The organism is Saprospiraceae bacterium (assembly GCA_026129545.1).
In the GTDB taxonomy this organism is placed as follows: Bacteria; Bacteroidota; Bacteroidia; order Chitinophagales; family Saprospiraceae; genus M3007.
Map to the genome: position 1 here is coordinate 210,625 of JAHCHX010000005.1, position 20,229 is coordinate 230,853.

At 54.5% G+C, this 20,229-nt stretch carries 11 protein-coding genes; 4 read left to right on the top strand and 7 right to left on the bottom strand.

The window, feature by feature from the left end:
- The first annotated feature begins 214 nt into the window (after window positions 1–214).
- The 3 genes from KIS77_22185 to KIS77_22195 all read left to right on the top strand — a co-directional run bounded on the left by KIS77_22185 (window position 215) and on the right by KIS77_22195 (window position 4,199).
- Window positions 215–1,189, top strand: coding sequence for a polyprenyl synthetase family protein (locus KIS77_22185; GenBank protein ID MCW5925042.1), 975 nt, complete (start codon window positions 215–217; stop codon window positions 1,187–1,189).
- Window positions 1,190–1,273: 84 nt separating this feature from the next.
- Window positions 1,274–2,596 (top strand): alpha/beta fold hydrolase, encoded by a 1,323-nt coding sequence (locus tag KIS77_22190; GenBank protein ID MCW5925043.1) that lies wholly within the window; start codon window positions 1,274–1,276, stop codon window positions 2,594–2,596.
- A 166-nt stretch (window positions 2,597–2,762) separates the two neighbouring features.
- A complete protein-coding gene (locus KIS77_22195) occupies window positions 2,763–4,199 on the top strand; it encodes a glycoside hydrolase family 140 protein (GenBank protein ID MCW5925044.1) in 1,437 nt (478 codons plus the stop codon).
- A gap of 322 nt (window positions 4,200–4,521) precedes the next feature.
- Here the strand turns inward: KIS77_22195 and KIS77_22200 are convergent, their stop codons facing one another.
- The 5 genes from KIS77_22200 to KIS77_22220 form a co-directional block, all read right to left on the bottom strand.
- The gene (locus KIS77_22200; GenBank protein MCW5925045.1) at window positions 4,522–4,953 is read right to left on the bottom strand and encodes a hypothetical protein; all 432 of its coding nucleotides are present in this window, start codon (window positions 4,951–4,953) and stop codon (window positions 4,522–4,524) included.
- Between the two features lie 90 nt (window positions 4,954–5,043).
- On the bottom strand, window positions 5,044–7,467 hold the full coding sequence (locus KIS77_22205; protein ID MCW5925046.1) for a DUF3536 domain-containing protein: 2,424 nt from the start codon (window positions 7,465–7,467) through the stop codon (window positions 5,044–5,046).
- Window positions 7,468–7,534: 67 nt separating this feature from the next.
- Window positions 7,535–10,093 carry an alpha-glucan family phosphorylase gene (gene glgP / locus KIS77_22210; protein MCW5925047.1) on the bottom strand — a complete coding sequence of 853 codons (2,559 nt, stop codon included), beginning with the start codon at window positions 10,091–10,093 and terminating at the stop codon, window positions 7,535–7,537.
- 270 nt (window positions 10,094–10,363) lie between these two features.
- Window positions 10,364–12,736, bottom strand: a complete 2,373-nt coding sequence (locus tag KIS77_22215) for an ABC transporter permease (GenBank protein ID MCW5925048.1) — start codon at window positions 12,734–12,736, stop codon at window positions 10,364–10,366.
- 176 nt (window positions 12,737–12,912) lie between these two features.
- The gene (locus tag KIS77_22220) at window positions 12,913–15,300 is read right to left on the bottom strand and encodes an ABC transporter permease (GenBank protein MCW5925049.1); all 2,388 of its coding nucleotides are present in this window, start codon (window positions 15,298–15,300) and stop codon (window positions 12,913–12,915) included.
- Between the two features lie 192 nt (window positions 15,301–15,492).
- Between KIS77_22220 and KIS77_22225 the strand changes: the two genes are divergently transcribed.
- Complete coding sequence (locus tag KIS77_22225) at window positions 15,493–16,992, top strand: hypothetical protein (GenBank protein MCW5925050.1); 1,500 nt, start codon at window positions 15,493–15,495, stop codon at window positions 16,990–16,992.
- Between the two features lie 49 nt (window positions 16,993–17,041).
- Here KIS77_22225 and KIS77_22230 read toward each other — a convergent pair whose 3' ends face one another.
- Together KIS77_22230 and hppD are read right to left on the bottom strand one after the other, a co-directional pair.
- On the bottom strand, window positions 17,042–18,754 hold the full coding sequence (locus tag KIS77_22230; GenBank protein ID MCW5925051.1) for a S8 family serine peptidase: 1,713 nt from the start codon (window positions 18,752–18,754) through the stop codon (window positions 17,042–17,044).
- A 173-nt stretch (window positions 18,755–18,927) separates the two neighbouring features.
- Window positions 18,928–20,073, bottom strand: coding sequence for a 4-hydroxyphenylpyruvate dioxygenase (hppD, locus tag KIS77_22235; GenBank protein ID MCW5925052.1), 1,146 nt, complete (start codon window positions 20,071–20,073; stop codon window positions 18,928–18,930).
- Between the last annotated feature and the right edge of the window lie 156 nt (window positions 20,074–20,229).

The following is a 20,229-nucleotide window of genomic DNA, read 5'->3' on the forward strand; positions in this document are numbered from 1 at the left end:
AGGGGTGACCCCTCAAAAACAGGCCAAGGTGCCACCTTTTTCGTTCCTCAAAAGATGACACCTCTTACAAAACGATAAATAGCTGGCAATGAGCCTTGCGAATAATGCCACGCAAACATCCAAATAATTTTTGCCCCTTGCATCCAGTCCATTATAAAATAGAGCCAACGCCCCCCTTCTCAAAACATAAGGATGGGCAACCCATCGCCAGAATATGCACAAATTGCCAACACTCCTCTCTGCCCTCAACGATTTTGCCACCCGAAATCCCTTTCCCCCCACCCCCAAGGAACTGTACGAACCTTGCGAATATATGCTCTCCTTGGGTGGCAAACGGCTGCGCCCAGCCATGCTGCTCATGGGATACAACCTTTTCCGCGACGACTTGGAGCAGGCGCTTCCGGCAGCATGGGCCGTGGAACTGTTCCACAATTTCACGCTGATGCACGACGACATCATGGACGCGGCCCCGCTGCGCCGCGGAAAACCCACCGTTCACACCCGATGGAACGCCAACACGGGCATCCTCAGCGGCGATGTGATGCTCATTCAGGCTTATCGTTTTTTGGGAGCGACCGATAGCGCCGTCGCGACAACACTCATCCATGAATTCAGCGTGATGGCCACCGAAGTGTGCGAGGGTCAGCAGATGGACATGAACTTCGAGACACGCGAACAGGTAAGCGTGGAAGAATATATCCGCATGATAGAATTAAAAACCGCTGTGCTGCTCGGCTATGCACTCATGGCTGGCGCCGTGTGCGCTCGCGCGGAAAGACCCGCCCCCGAAAAACTCTACCAAGTAGGGCGCCTGGCTGGCATCGCTTTTCAAATTCAGGACGACCTGCTCGACACTTATGGCGACCCCGCTAAATTTGGCAAACAAGTGGGCGGTGATATTTTGCAAAATAAAAAAACACTTTTGGTGCTAAAAACCCTCGAAGTGGCCTCCGAACCAGACCGCCGCGAACTCTTGCAATGGATGCAAGCAGGCGCTGAAAGCCCCACCCAAAAAGTGGCAGCCGTGCGTGACATTTTCGACCGCAACAACATCCCTGCCCTTATCAAGGCCGCAAAAAAACAATACCAAGAAAAAGCCTTTGAATATCTTGATGACGTGAACGTGCCCGAGGCGCGGAAAACCGTGCTGCTCGACACATTGGCGGATTTGTTGGAGCGCGAGTGGTAAAAGGTACCGTACTTGAAAAAGTATGCACCTCCCGCCAATGTGTTTATTTTTGCCGCATACATTTCAAATCATAACGAATTGACCATGCGGCTACTCCCTCTCTTGCTCTTCGGCGCACTTGCTTGCAAACAAGCAGACCCCCTGCCCATCCAACCCATAGACGACACCCCTTCGACGACGGCCCCCGGCGTGCAATGCGACACCTGCAAATACCCCGTCGTGATGGTGCACGGCTTTCTGGCTTCCGGAGACACTTGGGCAAAGTTCCACCAGTTGTTCACTTCCAATGGCTACAAGCCCGACCAGTTGTACGCATTCGATTGGAACAGCTTGAACCAATTCGGCGCCGCTGGCACCGTGCAACAATTAGACGCTTTCATTGACAAAATTCGAGCAAAAACCAACGCGCCCAAAGTGCGCCTCATGGGGCACTCCGCCGGCGGAGGCATCAGCTACACCTACCTTTCAGATGCTGCCCGCGCAGCCAAAGTGGATGGCTATGCGCACATTGGCTCCGCCGTGCAAAGCGGCCCCGCAGGGCCGGGCGGTTCCGTGCCGACGCTCAACCTCTGGTCGAGCGCCGACGCGGTGGTGCAAGGCGGCGACATCGCCGGAGCCACCAACGTGCAACTGACCAACAAAGACCACTACGAGGTGGCCACCAGCAAAGAATCGTTCGCGGCCGTTTGGCAATTTTTTCACACCCAGCCGCCCGCCACATTGGACATCGTGCCAGAACCAGTCGTCTGCATCGGCGGCAAAGTCCTCTATTTTGGAGAAAACACCCCGCTCTTGAATGCCAAGGTGGAAATTTACAAAGTCAATCCCGCCACAGGCGAACGCCTCACCGCCGACCCGTGGGAAACATGGCTCAGCGACTCGCTCGGCTTCTGGGGGCCGACCAACGTGGAGCCCAACACGACCTACGAGTTCGTCACCACGCCACCAGCGCCCGGTCAACGCAGGATTCACTATTTCCGCGAAGGATTCGTGCACCTCAACACGCTAGTCTATCTGCGCACCATTCCGCCGCCCACTTCTTTGGCTGGTGTGCTGTTGGCGTCGCTGCCAAGCAGCGAGGGGCAAACGGTGATGAACGTGTTCTCCGCCAGCCAAGCCATTATACACGGGCGCGACGAACTGGTGGTGTCAGGCTCGGTGTTGTCCACCCCGCAATATGCCTCGCCCGACAAAACGGCCATCGCCTATTTCCTCTATGACGACGGCGACAACCAAACCGAACTGACACCCGTCGGGCTATTCGGCACATTCCCCTTCCTCAATGGCGTGGATATGTATTTCCCTACCGCGACACCCAGCACCATCCCCGTTGTTTTTAACAATAGGCAACTGAATGTCCGCAACATCAAATCCTCGCAGGGAATCGTGGTGAGCGTGTTTGACTAAAAATGTTCCTCTTGGACAGACAGTCTTTTTTTGACAGGATTGACAGGGTTTTGAAAAAACAAAAAAAATCCTGATAATCCTGTCAAAAAACAGTTCTCATTGAGCCTGTCGGCCATTTGGCAAATGAACCAAAACCTGACTTCATCCGAGCTCTGACATGAAAAAAATGAAACCCGCCCTCGCGCTTTTTGCCCTACTGCTCCTCCTCGCCCAAGCCAATGGCCAACCTTGGCAACGCGGCTATCTCAAACCCTCCCCCGACGGCCACCACTTGCAGCACAAAGACGGCACCCCCTTCTTCTGGCTGGCCGACACAGGCTGGGAACTCTTTCACCGGCTCACGCTCGAAGATGCCGCCAAATACTTCGACAACCGCGCAAAGCTGGGCTTCAACGTCATACAAGCCGTGGCGCTCGCCGAGTTCGACGGGCTGCGTGCCCCCAACGCCTATGGTCACACACCCTTCGTGGGCATGGATTCAGACCAACCCAACGAAGCATATTGGCGCACTGTGGATAGCATGATTGACATGGCCGCCCAACGCGGCCTCTATGTGGCGCTGTTGCCTACTTGGGGCGACAAAGTGACCCAACTGTGGGGTGTCGGGCCGCAGATATTCGATGTCAACGAAGGCGACCGCGCCTACCGCTACGGGCTTTGGATAGGCCTCCGCTACGGTCAGCGGCCCAATGTGTTGTGGATGTTGGGGGGCGACCGCCCTGCGGTGCACAACGGGGAAAGAGAGGGCATCAAGTTCAGCACCGACTACCGCCCCGTGTGGCGCTCCATGGCACGTGGCATCTTGGAAAACAACCCCTTGGCTTTCATCACCTATCACACATCGGGCGGCGAGTTTTCGACCTCACAGTTCATCCACCAAGAAAACTGGCTGAAAATGAACACCATGCAGTCGGGCCATGGCAGCGGCCACGATGTGCCGGTGTGGGAATGGATTGCCCGCGACTACCAGCTGCAACCCACCAAACCCACCCTCGATGCCGAACCCAACTACGAAGACCACCCTGTGAATCCTTGGCCCAAATGGGACCCAGCCAACGGCTATTACCGCGACTACGATGTGCGCAAGCAGGCATATCGGTCAGTATTTGCCGGCGGCTGCGGGGTAACATACGGCCACCATGCCGTGTGGCAATTCTACTCGCCACGCCACGAGGCCGTCAACCACGCCGACCGCCACTGGACAAAAGCCATGGAGCGCCCCGGCGCAGAACAGGTCGGCCATCTGCGGCAGCTGATAGAGTCGCGGCCCATGCTCCAGCGCGTGCCTGACGCATCGCTCGTTGCTGCCGGGCAGGGCGAAAAAGGCGAGCACATCGTTGCCTGCCGCGCCGCCGATGGCCGCTATGCCATGATATATCTGCCTGTCGGCAAAACAATCGTCGTGAACACCCAGCCGCTCAAAGCCAGCACTTTGGCTGCTTGGTGGTACGACCCCCGCACAGGCAAAGCCAAAAAAATCGGGGAACTTCCGAAAAAAGCCGAGATGGGATTCACGCCACCCAAAACAGGCCCCGAACAAGACTGGGTACTGGTGCTCGACGATGCCTCAGCAGGCTATGCCCCGCCCGGCAAAACAAAGTAAGGCACGACGAACCCGTTTTGCCCGTTTTGGCATTTTTGATTTAACCCATTGGCTTTTAAATTTTTGCAACGCCATTTTCGTTGCCTTTCTCTGTTTTTTTCATAAAAACAGGCAACGCGGGCAGCGCCCCGGAGGGTCTATGCGTTCCGAGAACGTACTACACACAAACCTGACTACATCAACCATGACAGCCACCCTTTCCTACACCCTCGTGCTAGCCGCTATCTATGTCGCCCGGAAATTGTGGGCATTAAAGCCGCACCACGCCTAACCACTTCCACCACAGAAAAAACATGAGTCATCCCGACTGTTCGGTGACGACTCATGTTTTTGGGGAAAAAGAAAGCAATAGATATGCCTCGTGGTACTTCGCCACCCTTTCCAAATCCTTTTCGGTAAGTGGTCGTTTCAAGCGGGTCAGGTTCATATTGTCTCGCAGGTCCGACAATTTAACCTTTCGGGCATCCTCGTTTTGCATCAATCGGTGCAAGTATGTTTCATAGCCTTCGCCCTCGACCTTTGTCATTGCTTGGACAGCGAGGCAAACACGAGCGGCAAAATGCGCCCTCAACCGCTCCAAATTCCATTCGGGACAGTCTTCCAACAAATCATGCAAAAGCGCAATTGTGAAAAGCATTTCGTCCTCCCGAAAAGGCGCGGCCACCCTTTGCAGATGGAAAATATATGGCTCGCCCGCCTTGTCAAACTTGTCGGCGAAAGCCTGAAAAATGATTTCGTATGCTTTTTCGACCATGATTTTTCAAATTGTGCCCAACCCTTTTCAAGACAACCGGACAAATCCTGACGAATCAAGGGATAAAAAGCCGCTTCACGGGCACCGCTGCTACAGCCTAACCATCAACAACTCCGCCATTCGCCCGAAGGCGCTTTTCCATGCGTCGTTGACAAACACCCATGTGCCTTTGCGGAAGCCCTTGGTGAGCAGATAGAAGACATTTTGGCTTCTCCAAACAAAGGGTTTCAGGTTCATCTCATGCACGATATGGAGCACATCGGCCAACCACTCGACGCGCTGGGCCGAGGATTCGTCCATCTCGATTTTTATTATCTCCCGATAGATGCGCTCGCTGACCGCATGGCGCACGGCTTCCTCGTCGGTCAGTTTGATGTTCCAGCGTTTCAAATCCTCGGCGGTGCGCCGCAGGGTGCGGGTGTCTTTGATATCGCCATTTTGGAAAAAGTGCAGCAAATCACTGTTGAGCACATAAGCGGCGATATTGCGCCAAGCGTCGGGCACTGGCAGCCCGTTTTCTTCGAGGCCAGCCATCAGTTGATAGCTGTCGTTGAAAACATCGCGGAACGAGGACTCTGCCACCGCGAGGCTGGCATCGGTGATGTCGCGGATAATTTTGATTTTTTCGTCGGCAAACAGGCTGGACAGGGTGAATTTTACCGGGCCGAAATACTCCTGCAAGATGCCGATGACTTCTCCCAATTGCGCGGCGCGAAAGGCTTTGCTCGCGCGCTCCCACATGGCGTCGAAGGTGGCTCGATTCATCGTGCTCGACAAGTTGCCGATGATGTGCTGCTGCCCCAAATACACTACCGCGTAACACGCTGATTTTTCGGCATGGCTCAGCCGCGAGCGAATGTTGAGCCGTCCGGCGGCAAACTGCGGGGTGCCTGCTTCTATTTTTTCAAAAAAATCAACGGTGGCGGTGTAGTTGAACAGGTCAAGCCCGTGCGGGTCGGCTTCGAACAAGGAGGCTACCGCAAAGTGCATGGCCACCCGTTCCAGCGTGACCCGTGTGGGCACCACGTTTTGAACGAAACTAACCGAGCCGTTGGTCAGCACGTTGCTCGGCGCTTCCGCGAGGCGGCGGGTGAATTCGCCGTGCAACTCCACGCTCGACACGTCTTTGGCGTAGTCCATTGCACGGAGGGCATATTGCAAAATCTGGTTGGTTTCGATGCCCGAAATTTCGTCGAAAAACCACCCGCAGCTGGTGTACATCAACACCGCGTGGCGTTGCAGCTCGAGGAGGCGAAGCACCGCCACCTCCTCCAATGGGCTGAGCGTCCGCCGGGCGTGTTTGTTGAAAAAAGCAGCTATTCGCTCGTCGCTTCGTTCGAGCATGACATCTATGTAGTCGTTGCGGGCTGCCCAGGGGTCGCGCAAGAAACGGCTGGCTTCGCGTTCGTAGAGAGGGGCTAGCTGGTCGCGCAGCCAGTTGAGGGTGTCGCGCAGGGGCTTGCGCCAACGTTGATGCCAACCGGGGTTCCCGCCTGTGTTGCAGCCACAATCGCTCCGCCAGCGTTCCACGCCATGCACGCAGCTCCAAGAGGAGTTTTCGTGGATTTGCACTTCCCATGTGGGTGGGAAGAGCTCCAGAAATTGGGCATAGTTGGTCAGTTTGGCCAGACTGTTGTCCTCGATGTAGTTCAGGCAGTCGGCCAAAGCCATTTCGCCGTGGCGGTGGTGGTGGCCATAGGTTTCGCCGTCGGTGGCGATGTGGGCCAATTGTGGTTCGCCATCATCGTCGAAGAGGTTGGTCAGGCGGTTCGCAAAATTTTTCCCGCTGCCCAGCAATCCGTTGAATGCCACTTCTTGCGCCACGCCTCCGTGATAAAAATACAAAGCGATGCGTCGTCCGCTGGGCAATTGGCACCAGTATGGGTGGCGCGTGTCAATCGTTTCTGCATTGACGTTTCGCCATTCAGTGGCAGCGTCCCCCCCGGCTATTTCCCGAACAGCTTTCGCCTGACGCGGGGCAAGTATGGTGAACTGTATGCCGTGCGATGCGAGCACTTCTAGGGTTTCGGTGTCCACCGCCGTCTCGGCGAGCCAGATGCCCTCCGGGTAGCGCCCGAACCGGTGCTCGAAATCGCGGATGCCCCACCATACTTGCGTCACTTTGTCGCGATAGTTGCACAGCGGCATGATGAGGTGGCTGTGCACTTGCGCCAACGCGGAGCCGTGGCCGCCAAAGCGCGAGGCGCTGCGCTGGTCGGCGATTTGCAGCAGGCGATACGCTTCGGGGTCGTTGGTTTCGAGCCATGAGAGCAGCGTGGGGCCAAAATTCCAGGAAATGCGATTGTAGTTGTTCCTGATTTTCACAATCCAGCCTTGTTCGTCGAGGATGCGGGCCGCGGCATTGGGCGCGTAGCACTCAAAATTGATGCGGTCGTTCCAGTCGTGGAAAGGATGCGCCGATTCTTGCTGCTCCACCGTTTCGAGCCATGCGTTTTCGCGTGGGGGCTGGTAGAAATGGCCGTGAATACAGACGTATTTATTTGCACGAGACATAAGGCAGATGTTGGATACCGTGGCTGGCTTTGGGGTGAATGAGGGCTGATGTGTGTGGCAGGATTGCTTACAACCAGCGCACCAAGCCAAAATCCTGACGATGGGCGAGCAATGGGTGGTTCGGGAAAAGCCGGAAGCCAAACTCGAACACGCCTGCCGTGTCGGGCACTACGTCGCAGGTATAGGTGGCTTGGTTGGAGGTTTGTTGTTTGAGTTCAAACGGGTAGGTGGCGATGAGTTCGAGCTCCGTCTCGGAAAGTCGCCGATAAAACACGACCTCCATGCCCAAGTCGGCTGCTTTGAGGTCTTGCACATTGAGCGTGACGGATGCCTTGAAGTGCTCGCCGAGGGGCAGTGAGCGATTGTAGGTGTCTGGCACGTCCATTTTGACCAGCTCGATGGCTTCCCAGGCCCGTCGGATGCGGGCTTTCCATTCCACCAAGTCTTTCACGGCGCGGTAGTCGCTTTTTTTGAGTTTGCGGCTGTGTTCCCACAGTTTGGAGTAGAAACGGGCCTGATAATCATCGAGCATTCGGCCCATCACGAAATCGGGTGCGATTTCGGCGATGGTTTTTTTGATGTGGCTTGTCCATCGTTCGGAGATGCCATTTTCATCCTGTTCGTAGTAAGTGGGCAGGATGTCGTTTTCGAGTATGTTGTAAATGGTCTCGGCATCGAGCTCGTTTTGCAGCGCGGCATTTTCAAATGTTTCTTTTTCGGGCAAGGCCCAGCCTGCGCCGGGCTTGTAGCCCTCGCACCACCAACCATCGAGCACGGAGAAGTTCATCACGCCGTTCATCACTGCTTTCATGCCCGAAGTGCCGCTGGCTTCTTTCGGGCGTGTTGGGTTGTTGAGCCAGATGTCCACGCCCTGCACGAGTAGCTTTGCCATCTCCATGCTGTAGTTTTCAAGAAAAATAACCTTGCCTCGAAAGAGCGGGTTTTTCGTGGTGTTATAGACGAGGCGAATAAATTCCTGACCTGCTTTGTCGGCGGGGTGTGCTTTGCCAGCAAACAAAAAAATGACGGGGCGGTCGGGGTTGTTCACGATTTCCGCGAGTCGTTTTTCATTGGTAAACAACAAGGTAGCGCGTTTGTAAGTGGCAAAACGACGGGCAAAGCCAATGACCAACGCATCCTCGCGCAGGGTCTTGATGACTTCAAAGATGCTGCTGGGGCTTTCGCCGCGTCGCGCCAAGTCGTCCTGCAAGCTGTGGCGCACCCAATCGAGCAAGCGTTTTTTCAGCAGGCGGCGGATATCCATGAGCTTCGAGTCAGCGACACCGTGAATTTTTGACCACGACTTTTTGTCGCCTTGCTCTGTCAGGATGTTTTTGTGGAGCGCCGATTGATACAGTTCGAGCCATTCGTGAGCCACCCACGTGGGGAAATGCACGCTGTTGGTGACGTAGCCGATGTTGCTTTCGGCGTAGTTGTAGTCGGGATTGAGGTCCACAAACATTTTTTGACTCACTTCCCCATGCAAGCGACTCACGCCGTTTATTTCTTGCGAGGTGCGGATGGCAAGGTGGCTCACATTGAAGAGCTCTGCCGCGTCGTCAGCTTTCACGCGACCCAACCCGACGAGCTCGCTCCACGGGATGTCGAGCGAATAGGTGTATTCGAAGATGTAGTCCCGCAGCAGGCTTTCCGGGAAGGTATCGTGACCTGCTGGCACGGGCGTGTGAGTGGTGAAAAGTTGGGTCGCCCGCACGATTTCCAGCGCCTCTTCGTAGCTCAAGCCCTTGGATTTCATGTAGTTGCTGAGGCGCTCCAAGCCCAGAAAGGCCGCGTGGCCTTCGTTGAGGTGGTAGAGGTCGGGTTTGAGGCCCATGGCGTGGAGCGCTCGCCAGCCGCCCACACCGAGCAGGAGTTCTTGGCGGAGGCGGGTCTCGTTGTCGCCGCCATAGAGTTGGTGCGTGATGGCGCGGTCTTCCCAAGCGTTGTCGTCAATGTCCGTGTCGAGCAGGTATAGATTCATGCGGCCGACGGGCAGTTGCCACACCTTGGCCCACACGGTGCGCCCGGTGAGGTTGACGTTGATTTTGAGCCATTCGCCGCGGGTGTCGCGCACGGGCTGGAGCGGCAACAGGGTGAATTTGGCAGGCTCGAAGTGGTGAATTTGCTCGCCGTGCAGCGAGATGCCTTGCTGAAAATAGCCGTAGCGGTAGAGCAGACCTATCCCTACCAGATTGAAGTTGCGGTCGCTCACCTCTTTGAGATAGTCGCCCGCAAGCACACCAAGGCCGCCCGAATAGAGCCTCAGGCTTTGGTGCAAGCCATATTCCATGCAGAAATAGGCGATGAGCGGCTCCGACTTGGCGGGGGCGTTCATGTAGTTGCGAAAATCGGTATGCACCCGCTTCATGCGCGTGGTGAAGTCTTTGTTTGCCAGCAACTCTTGCGCTTTCACGCTGCCCAATTCTTCCAACAAAGCGACGGGGTTGAAGTTGAGGGCTTCGAATTTTTGCGGGTCAATGCTTTTGAACAAGTCTATCGCATCGTGATTCCACGACCACCACAGGTTTTGCGAAAGTTCGGCGAGTGGGGCGAGGCCATCGGGGAGTTTGGGTTCGATATAGATGCGTTTGAGCTTGGCGCCTTTTTGCGTCAGATTCCCAACCATGATTTGTTTTATGTTGAATGTTTGAATGCTGTTTTTGGGCAAGACGGCTACCATCACAGCAACCTCACAGGGCCTTGCTTAGTGCGAAGGTAGGTCTTTTTGGAAACTTCGTGTGGATTTGACTGTAAGCCGAACCGGAAAAGATTAGGCAGGATGAGGGTTGCTCGGCAACAATTTTTGCAATCGCAAGCGAATCATACACTTGCAAGGTGAATCAGCGGGCAGGGGGGAGGCGTATTTTTTTATTGGCAAAATGCAGGACATCAGCCTTTACTCACTCTTGAGCGACTGCGCTGGGTTGACCAAAGCGGTTCGCACGCCTTGATAGCTCACCGTGAAAAGGGCCACCAACAGTGCCAAAATGCCTGCCAAGGCAAACATCCACCACGCCAACTCTATGCGATACTCGAATCGTAGCAGGAGTTTTTGCATGGCCCAGAAAGCCAATGGCGAAGCCATCGCAAAAGCAAGTAGCACGGGTTTGAGGAAATCTTTGGAGAGGAGAAGCCATACGCTGGCTACGGTGGCACCCAACACTTTGCGGATGCCGATTTCCTTGGTGCGCCGCTCTGCAACGAAGGCCGATAGCCCAAACAGGCCGAGGCAGCTGATGAATATGGCCAAGCCACCAAATACGTTGCCCAACTGCCCCACAGAGCGAATCTCGTCGAAGCTTTTTTGGTATTCCTCTTTTGCAAAGCGAAACTCAAATGGATACGCGGGGTTGTGTTTTTTCACGGCCTGCTCAATTTGAGTGAGGATGGCACGCCAGTTTTCATTGTTCTGGACGCGCACGAAAAAGAAGTCTAACCCCTCTTTGCCGAGAAATATCGCCATAGGCATGGGGGAGGAGAAGGGGTCGTTGTACACAAAGTCCTCTACCACACCCACAACGGTCATAGTGGTATCGAAGAAAATGGTGCTACCCACGACCGGTGACGAAAGGCCCATACGTCGCACGGCGGTTTCGTTGAGCAGACAGGCTAATGTGTCAGCACCAAACTCGGGGCTGAAGTCGCGCCCTTCCACTAGCTTGAGGCCGTTGGTTTTTGTCCAGTCGTGCGCCACCCATGTGATGGAGACAAGAAAATCCTGGTCGTCGGTTTTGCCCGGCCATCCGATGCCCGAGGTGTTGCTCCCGAACAGAATCATATCGTTCGAGCCTGCCGACACACTTTTCACGCCGGGTATCTGAGTCAGGTCGTTTTTCAGTACCTCGAATTTTTTGCCCATGTCACCTCTTGCGGGAATGGTGATGAGGTTTTCCGCTTCGTAGCCGAGCGGACGATTTTGCGCGTGTTCTATTTGCCTAAACACCACGATAGTGCTGATAATCAAAAAAATGGAAATGACAAATTGAAATGCCACCAAGCCTTTTCGCAACAACCCGTTGCCGCGTGCCCCAGTCCACAGTAATGTGGTAATGGGGCCTTTGAGCACTTTGACCGGCTGAAATCTGCTCAAATAAATCGCCGGATAACTACCTGCTATCACCCCTGCCACTAGGCCCAACGCAAGTATTGCCGACCAAAGTTGCCAGTTGGTAAAATCAAAGACAAGGCTTTTTTCAAAAAAATGGTTGAAGGCAGGAAGCGCCAGCATCACCAACAACACGCCTAATGCAAGGGCGAAAAAAGTCATCACGAGTGCCTCGCTCAAAAATTGGCCGATGATGAGCGTGCGTTGTGCCCCCATTACTTTGCGCACCCCCACCTCGCGCGCTCGACGTTCAGAGCGGGCGGTGGCAAGGTTCATGAAATTGACACAGGCTATAAGCAGTACAAACGCGCCGATGATGCCGAGCATTACCATTGTGTCTATGCGCCCACCGCTTTGCTTGCCTTCCACAAATTTGCCCCACAAACGCCATTTGGAGAGCGGGTAAGCAAAAATATGGGCAACAGCATCGGGCATTTTGCCTTGTACGAAATTTTCCAGTTTGACATTCAGCGCCGCCACGTCGGTGCCGGGGTTGAGCTCCACCCAAGTCGGCAAACTGTTGTTGTCCCAGCTGCTCATCCAGCTCGCGTTTTCCTTTTCAAATATGCGGAAGGGCAGCACCACATCGAACTGAAGGCTACTGCTGTTTGGCACGTCGCCAATGACAGCGGCCACGCGAAGGTCGCGCACGTTGTTGTGGCGCACTATTTTACCAATAGGCTCTTCTTCTCCGAATAGTTTTTTTGCCGTACGCTCGCTGATGACGACTGCGCCTGCGTCTTTCAAGGCTGCCGCGGGGTCGCCTTTCAGGGCAGGAAAAGTCAGGACTTCGAAGAAATCCGGCTCGGCATAATAACCGCGTTCGTAGAACCCGTTTTCGCCGTAATTGAACAAATGCTGGCGTGGCCAGCTAAACCGCACGGCACGTTTGATTTCGGGGATTTCGGTGCGAAGCGCATCGGCCAGGGGCCCGGGCAATGCCTCGAAAGTGTATGTGACACCGCCCTGTGTCTGGTTTTGCAGGATGAGATGGACGTTGGGCAGATTCGCGTGGAATTTGTCGTAACAGAATTCGTCCGCTACCCATAGCATGACCAAGATGCCCGCAGCCAGCCCAACTGCCAACCCCGCGATATTGAGAAAAGAATAGAGCCGGTTTTTTCGGAGCGCGCGCAGGGCAAATTTTAGATAGCTGGGCAGCATAGCGTGGTTGGTTTATGATACTGAGTGATTGAAGTAAAGTCCCGAAAACGTGTGCTATTCAGGCGGTGATTTGAAATTGAAATCACCGCCCGAATAGGGGGTAAATATCAAACGCCAAGAAATTTCAACCCCTCATTTGCATGGATTATTGAATGCCGATGTATTTCGTCCGGAAATTACTCGCTTTTCAACGACTGCGCCGGATTCGCCAACGCCGCCCGCACGCTCTGAAAACTCACGGTCAAGAACGCGACGGCGAGCGCCATGATGCCTGCTGCCACAAACACCCACCATTGGATATCAATGCGATAGGCAAAATGTTGCAGCCATTTGTCCATGAAAAAATAGGCGGTCGGGAAGGCAAGCAGAAACGAGGCAACAACGAGTTTCAGAAAATCTTTGGCCAACAAACCCGTGATGCCCGCCACGGATGCGCCCAGCACTTTTCTTATGCCGATTTCCTTGGTGCGGCGCTCGGCGGCAAAGGCCGCCAAGGCAAACAATCCCAAACAGGCGATAAGTACGGCCAACAGGGCAAATACGAGCGCCACTTTTGCCATGCGTTGCTCGCCGCGATAGAGCGCATCCAGATGCTCGTCCAAGAAAACAAAGTCGAACGCAGAGTTGGGCATGGTGCGTCTGAAGGCAGCTTCCATATCGCGCATCACGGTGGTCAGTTGTTCGGTTTGCAGCTTCACCAGCAAGAAGTCGAGGCCTTCCGTGCGGGCATTGTGGAAAGCGTAGCTGCCGATTTTCTCGCGCATACTGCCATGGTGAAAATCTTCCGTCACTCCTACGATGATTGCATTGGGCAGGCTGGCTTCCACCTTGCGTCCGAGGCATTGTTCGGGTGTCCAGCCAAGTTGAGCGGCTGCCGTCCGATTGATGACGATTTCGGTGATGGTATCGCCTTGCTGTGGCACCCTCATGGGCTGGCCTGCAATGAGGGGAATATCGAGCACGGCGAAGATGTCGGGGCGTGCACGGCAAGTAGTCAGGTTGGGGCCTTCGGTTTCGTTGAGGTGGGACAGGGTGCGACCGCTGCCGCTGCGACCGGGGAACGTCTGCGTGTATGCGGTGCCTTTCACCGAAGCCAGCGCCCTGATTTCATGCTCAAGCGCATCCATTTGCTGGCGACTTTCGGCGCTGTACACATTGAGCGCCACGACTTGCGTCGGAGCGTAGCCGAGTTTTTTATCTCGAATAAACTCAAGTTGTTTGTAAAAAATCAAGGTGCTGACAATGAGCGCGGTAGAAATACAAAACTGCAACACGACCAATCCTTTCCGAAACCATCCCGCACTACCCGCTCCTGTTCCCAACGACTGACGCAACACTTTCGAGGGTGAAAATGAAGATAGAAACACGGCAGGATAAACGCCTGCCACCAGCGTCACCACAAACCATATCGCGACGATGCCTGCCCAAAACCATGCTTGGGTCAAAAAGGTCGCGCTGAGGTTTTTGTCGGCCAATTCATTGAAAAACGGCAATCCCAATCGCAACAGGAAAATGCTGCCCCCGATGCCCAGAAGTGTTGTCAGCGCCGTCTCGGTGTAGAACCTTGCGGCCAGATGCCCCGAATGAGCGCCCAAGGTTTTGCTCAAACTCACCTCTCGCGCCCTGCGCTGCGATTGGGCAGTGGCGAGATTCATGTAGTTGATGCAGGCGATGAGCAACAGTAGCACGGCCAAGCCCACCAAGATGTGGACTTGCCGAATGTCGCCGTACGGTTGTTTGTCGAAAGTGGATAGGTTGGCAGAGTGCAGGTGCACGTCGAGCAGCGGCTTGAGGGAGTATTGGAAGGGAAGGCGTTCGGCAGGAGCATCTTTTAGCACCAATGCCTCGATTTTCTTCTCCAATGCGGAAAAATCAGTCGCGGAGCGAAGCAGCAGATAGGTATAAAAACTCGCATTGCCCCAGCTCTGATGCTCGGTTTTTCCAAAATTGACACTATGAAAAGCCCCCACGATATCAAATGGCGAATGGGTATTGGCTGGAAAATCAGCGAACACCCCGCTGATTTCGAGGTCAATGTAGTTGTCCACGCGGATGGTCTTGCCTACCGGGTTGCTATCGCCGAAATAGCGACGCGCCGTGGAAGCGCTCACGACGACCGTGTTGGGCCGCTCGAGAGCATGTTCCGAAGAGCCTTCCAACATCTTGAACGTAAAAACTCCAAACACGTTCGAATCCGCCCAATAGAAGCGACCCTCCGCGTGGTTTTTGTTGTCGGCCTTCACGTTGGCAACCCCGGTGAAGTTGTTGGCAAAAACCCGCGTGGCAGCCTCCACTTCGGGCAGCCGCTCCTGCAAAAATGGCGCAAGTATGTTGGGCACAGTAGCCAGTTTTTGCGTTTGGCCATTGTAGTGGATGCTCGACTCCACCCGCGCGACGCGGGCTGCGTTCAGATGGAATTTTTCATAAGAAACCTCGTCCTGAACATAGAGCAACACCGCCATCGCAGCTGCCAGCCCCAAAGCCAGCCCAACCAAGTTGATGGCGCTGAAAGTTTTGTTCTTGCGGAGGTGGCGAAACGCCAGCCGAAGATAGTTTTGTAACATAGCTCGAGTGTTCAGTTGAAACCCCAACCTCCACGGGACATCAATTGTGCCTGAAACACTACTTGCTGTTTTTCAATTATTTAGAAGATATTTGAAAAATTTTTCGTGTTCGATTTCGGACAAACCTGTGCGATATTGGACGAACGAAAAGAATAGTTTTTTCATCAAGAAAGGAATTTTCACCTTTGCCTCGTGAATCGCAAAACAGAGGTCGTCATCATCGGGGCACTGCTGGTTGCCTCAGGTGTTTATGTGTTGCTCCGGGCTTGGCTGTTGCCAATCACGGTGGATGAAAGCGCTACTGCCATCAACCACGTCCCGCGTCTTGCTTTCGACACCTTGTTCTATGAAAAAGAGGCCAATCCGAACAATCATATCCTGAATACCTTGTCCATCAAAGCCCTCACAGGGCTTTTGGGTTGGCACCCTGTCGTGGTGCGGATGCCCGCGTTGCTCGGTGGGTGCTTGTATGCGGGAGCCGCCGTCATGCTGTCGCAGAAAATATCGAGCTATGCTTGGGTCAGATTGTTTGCTTTGATAATGCTGTTGGGCAATCCCTACTTGCTGGAGTTTTTCTCTTTGGCGCGGGGCTATGGGTTGGCGGCAGGCTTGCTGCTGATGGCGGTGTGGCAGGCTTGGCGTTTTGTGGAGGCCAATCAGCGCCGACACTTGACTGGCGCGATGGCTTTCGCGGGGCTGGCAGTCTATGCCAATTTTACCGTATTGCTATTTTTCGCACCTTTTGTCACATTGCTGCTGCTGAGCGCGTGGCAGTCGAACCCCACTTGGCCGCTTTGGAGGGAAAAGAGCGGTACCGCACTGGGGCTGCTCGGTGTTTTTGTCGCGCTTTGGGCGCTGCCTTTGCATCGCCTGAGCAACGACTCCGAGATAAGGCATTGGGAAAGAATCGGGTCTTTCTTTGGCTCGCTTCGATTGTCCGTCCAGTCTGCCACTCACGGCAATGCATATCTTGGAAAAGATACCGTGCCGACGCTGACGTGGGCGTTGTTGCTTTTTGCGGTGGGTTGCTCGTTGGTGTCGTTGTGGCGCTGGAACCAACATGGGCGCCGCTTCCACGCCGCTCCTCATCTATTCGTCGCCGCACTGTGGCCGGGGTCAGCGCTCACCAATGTGTTGGAGGCCAATCTGACCGCCACGCCTTATCTTCAGTCAAGATTGGCGTTGTTCTACTGGCCTTTACTTGCCCTGTTGCTCGGTGTGGCAGCTGCTTGGCTTTGGGCGCGTCGCGGTCAGTGGGTGTGGGCTATGCTGGCACCGCTGCTGTTGCTCACCGCTGTCAACATGATTCGCTGCGTCAATTTGAAAAAGACTACGGATTGGTGGTTCGACGAAGGCACCTACCGCGTTTTTGATTATTTGAAAAAAAACCACGAAGGCGAGATGCGCTCCGAACCGTACTCGTTGGACGCGCACCACGTCATGCTGAACTCATTCATCTTTTATCTTGAACACGATTCGAGAGGCCTCAAAAGGTATGTGAAATTGGTGCCGTGGCATGGGTTGCAACCGCCCTCGAAGGATTGCGATTTCTACTTTGCCATATCGGAAGAGGAGGCCAAGCCCCTTTTTGAAACCCACGACGTGGTGTTGCGCTTGCGCGACAATACGCCCTTGCTATTGCGCAAGCGCCTGCGCCAAAACAGAGGAGCCGCCCGGCATCCCAATTCTTGATGCGGGTGGCTCCTTTGCAGCCGATAAGGTTTGGCGTAGCGCCAGAACGTTATGGTGTCGCGCTTTTCGCTTTGGCATTCTTGGGCGCTTTGCCCATGCCAGCCTCGCGCCAAATCGCTTTTTTCACTTTTTTGCCCTTGGTTTGCTCCGCCAACGTCACAGCATTGGTGGCGCTGACGATGCCGCCGCTCACACAGAGCGCCGAAAACGGCACCTTCTCCGACGTGCCGGGCTTATAGACCTCTCCGTCCTGCTTGGCGACAGACTTGATGAGGATGTCTTTCACTTGGGTGGCCGAAAGCTCGGGGTAGTACGAGCGGAGTATCGCGGCCACACCCGCCGCCGCAGGGGCAGCCATGGAGGTGCCGCTGGCATTTTTGTACTCGTTGCCGGGCACGGTGGAGTATAGCTGATGACCGGGAGAGAAAAGGTCAACGTTCTTTTTGCCGTAGTTGGAGAAGCTGGCGATGCGGCGGTCGCCTGTTTTCCAGCTGAGCGCGCCGATTTCCATCCAAGTGGGCACCGTCTTGTCTTTTTTGAACAAACCCTTCTTCACTGGGGTGAGGTAGTTGTCGTTGGGGAAATTGGGGTCGGTGTCGTTGTCTTCCGCATCGTTGCCGGCAGCGTGCACGAGCAACACATCGTGTTCGGCGGCATAGCGCATGGCAGCATCCACATAAGCTTTCTGGGGGCTGTAGCCTTTGCCAAACGACATATTGATGATGCTGGCACCGTTGTCCACCGCATAGTAGATAGCATTGGCGATGTCTTTGTCGCGCTCGTCGCCGTCGGGCACGCAGCGCACGGTCATGATACGCACGTTGTCGGCGATGCCGTTGATGCCTTTGCCGTTGTTGCGGATGGCGGCGATGATGCCGGCGACGTGGGTGCCGTGGAAGGCATCGGGGCCTTCGTAGTCGTTGTTGCCGTAGTAGCGATTGCTGAGGTCGTTGGGGTCGTCGCCCACGATGTCGCGCGGGTTATAGTCTGGGTTGAGGTTGTATTCGAGCTGGTTGGTGAAATACTTGGTGGCCTCTTTTTTCTGCTCTTCCAAATCTTCACGCGAAGCGATGCCCTGCCCCATCACTGCTTGCACCAGCCCGATGGCTTGCTTTAGCTCGGCGTTTTCGCCTGCGTTCACCTTGGAGAGGTCTTCTGCGGTAAAGTTTTTCTTGCCGATGGCTTTTTCCACGGTGATGAAGGCCTCCTCCACTTTTTGCAACTGGCCTTCTATGCGGGCCTTGCCGTCCTCTGCCTCGGCGCGTTGTTCCTCAAATGCGGTTTTGATTTGCTCGTAGTATTTGTATTCTTCTTTGGCTGGTCCGTACAGTTTTTTGGGGTCGGTGCCTTTGAAGCGTTTGCTTAGGCGGACATACTCGCGGGTAAGTTCGAGGGTCTCGTGGTGCACGCTGCGGCCATCTTTTCCGCCGAGGAAGTTCCAGCCGTGAATGTCGTCCACATAGCCGTTGCCATCGTCGTCAATACCGTTACCGGGAATCTCGCCGGGGTTGACCCACATAATGTCTTTGAGGTCTTCGTGATTCGGGTCTACGCCGGAGTCGAGAACAGCGACGATGATGGTTTGACCTTTTTTGCCCTTGGCTTTCAGGGTTTTCAAGGCTTGGTCGCTACCCGTTCCGTTCACTTTGTCGGTGGTAGGGTCGAGTGTGAACCAGTTCTCTGGTGCCTTATTACTTTGCGCATTGAGCACGGTTGCCAAAAAGGCAAACATGATAACTGCTACACAGTGTTTGATTGTCATGTTGAAAGAAAAATTTTGATGTTGAAATTTTTTTGAAAAAAACAACTGGCTGCCTGTGTGGTTGCGGCAGCCAGTTCAAACGGCAAAAATAAGGGCTTTCTTGCCAGAAATTTTAACATTAGACAAATAGGCACGAACAGGCTATGGATTGCACAATTGCCTGCCTTGTCGCACTATAAGGTGCCTCGCAGCGCCTGCTCGCGTTCAATGGCCTCGAACAGGGCTTTGAAATTTCCCTTGCCAAAAGATTTGGCCCCTTTGCGCTGGATAATCTCGAAGAACACCGTCGGGCGGTCTTGGATGGGCTTGGTGAAAATCTGGAGCAGATAGCCGTCCTCGTCGCGGTCAACGAGGATATTGAGGCGCTTGAGGTCTTCGATGTTTTCATCAATGTGCCCTACTCGCTCGAGCACGTCCTCGTAGTAGTTTTCGGGCACATAGAGAAAGTCCACGCCGTTGGCACGCAACTGCCCCACCGTCTCCAAGATATTGTCGGTTGCGACCGCAATGTGTTGTACGCCCGCCCCTTTGTAAAAATCAAGATACTCCTCTATCTGACTCTTTTTCAACCCCTTGGCTGGCTCGTTGATGGGGAATTTGATGTAGCCGTTGCCATTGCTCACCACTTTCGACATAAGGGCCGTGTATTCCGTGGAGATGTCCTTGTCGTCGAAGGTGATGAGGAGCTTGAAGCCCATCACGTCTTGATAGAATTTCACCCACTTGTTCATACCGCCGAGCTCGACGTTGCCCACACAATGGTCCACATATTTGAGGCCGACTGACTTAGCGGGGTAGGCGCTTTTGCGCGATTCATAACCGGGCATGAACACGCCTTTGTAACGGCTGCGCTCCACCAAGGTATGAATGGTGTCGCCGTAGGTCTTGATGGCAGCCAACACGACCTCGCCATGCTCGTCGTGCAAGGTTTTGGGCGGAAAAGCCGACTCGGCACCGCGCTTCAAGGCGGTATAGTAGGCACTTTCGGCATCGTCCACCCAAAGTGCCAGCACTTTCACGCCATCGCCGTGGAGTGCCACATGGCGAGCGATTTCGGTGTCGGGCTGCAAAGAAGCAGTAAGCACGATGCGAATTTTGTTTTGCTGCAACACATAACTCACGCGGTCGCGTACTCCCGTCTCTGGGCCGCAATAAGCGACAAGTTCAAAGCCAAGCGCGGCCTGATAGTACATGGCGCTCTGCTTTGCGTTGCCGACATATAATTCGAGGTGGTCGGTGCCATTTATGGGGAATGTATCGGTGGCCAACTTGGCCGCCGAAGCCTCTTTGGAGGCGGGAGCTTTGGTCAGGACTTCCATGTGCGATTCTTTTTTGTTTTTATCGGGCAAAGGTAAAATTTGTTGGTAAAAGGCGTTCGCCGCAACTGCTTGCTTTTACAACTATTGCCGCGTCTATCGAATAACCCCTAATAACCCCTAATGACCCTTAATTACCCCCTCACCAACCTTCCCACA

Coding starts and splice junctions, on each gene's coding strand:
- KIS77_22230 (MCW5925051.1), bottom strand. CDS start 18,754: ATGACAATCAAACACTGTGTAGCAGTTATCATGTTTGCCTTTTTGGCA.
- KIS77_22195 (MCW5925044.1), top strand. CDS start 2,763: ATGAAACCCGCCCTCGCGCTTTTTGCCCTACTGCTCCTCCTCGCCCAA.
- KIS77_22200 (MCW5925045.1), bottom strand. CDS start 4,953: ATGGTCGAAAAAGCATACGAAATCATTTTTCAGGCTTTCGCCGACAAG.
- KIS77_22190 (MCW5925043.1), top strand. CDS start 1,274: ATGCGGCTACTCCCTCTCTTGCTCTTCGGCGCACTTGCTTGCAAACAA.
- KIS77_22185 (MCW5925042.1), top strand. CDS start 215: ATGCACAAATTGCCAACACTCCTCTCTGCCCTCAACGATTTTGCCACC.
- KIS77_22215 (MCW5925048.1), bottom strand. CDS start 12,736: ATGCTGCCCAGCTATCTAAAATTTGCCCTGCGCGCGCTCCGAAAAAAC.
- glgP (MCW5925047.1), bottom strand. CDS start 10,093: ATGGTTGGGAATCTGACGCAAAAAGGCGCCAAGCTCAAACGCATCTAT.
- KIS77_22220 (MCW5925049.1), bottom strand. CDS start 15,300: ATGTTACAAAACTATCTTCGGCTGGCGTTTCGCCACCTCCGCAAGAAC.
- KIS77_22205 (MCW5925046.1), bottom strand. CDS start 7,467: ATGTCTCGTGCAAATAAATACGTCTGTATTCACGGCCATTTCTACCAG.
- hppD (MCW5925052.1), bottom strand. CDS start 20,073: ATGGAAGTCCTGACCAAAGCTCCCGCCTCCAAAGAGGCTTCGGCGGCC.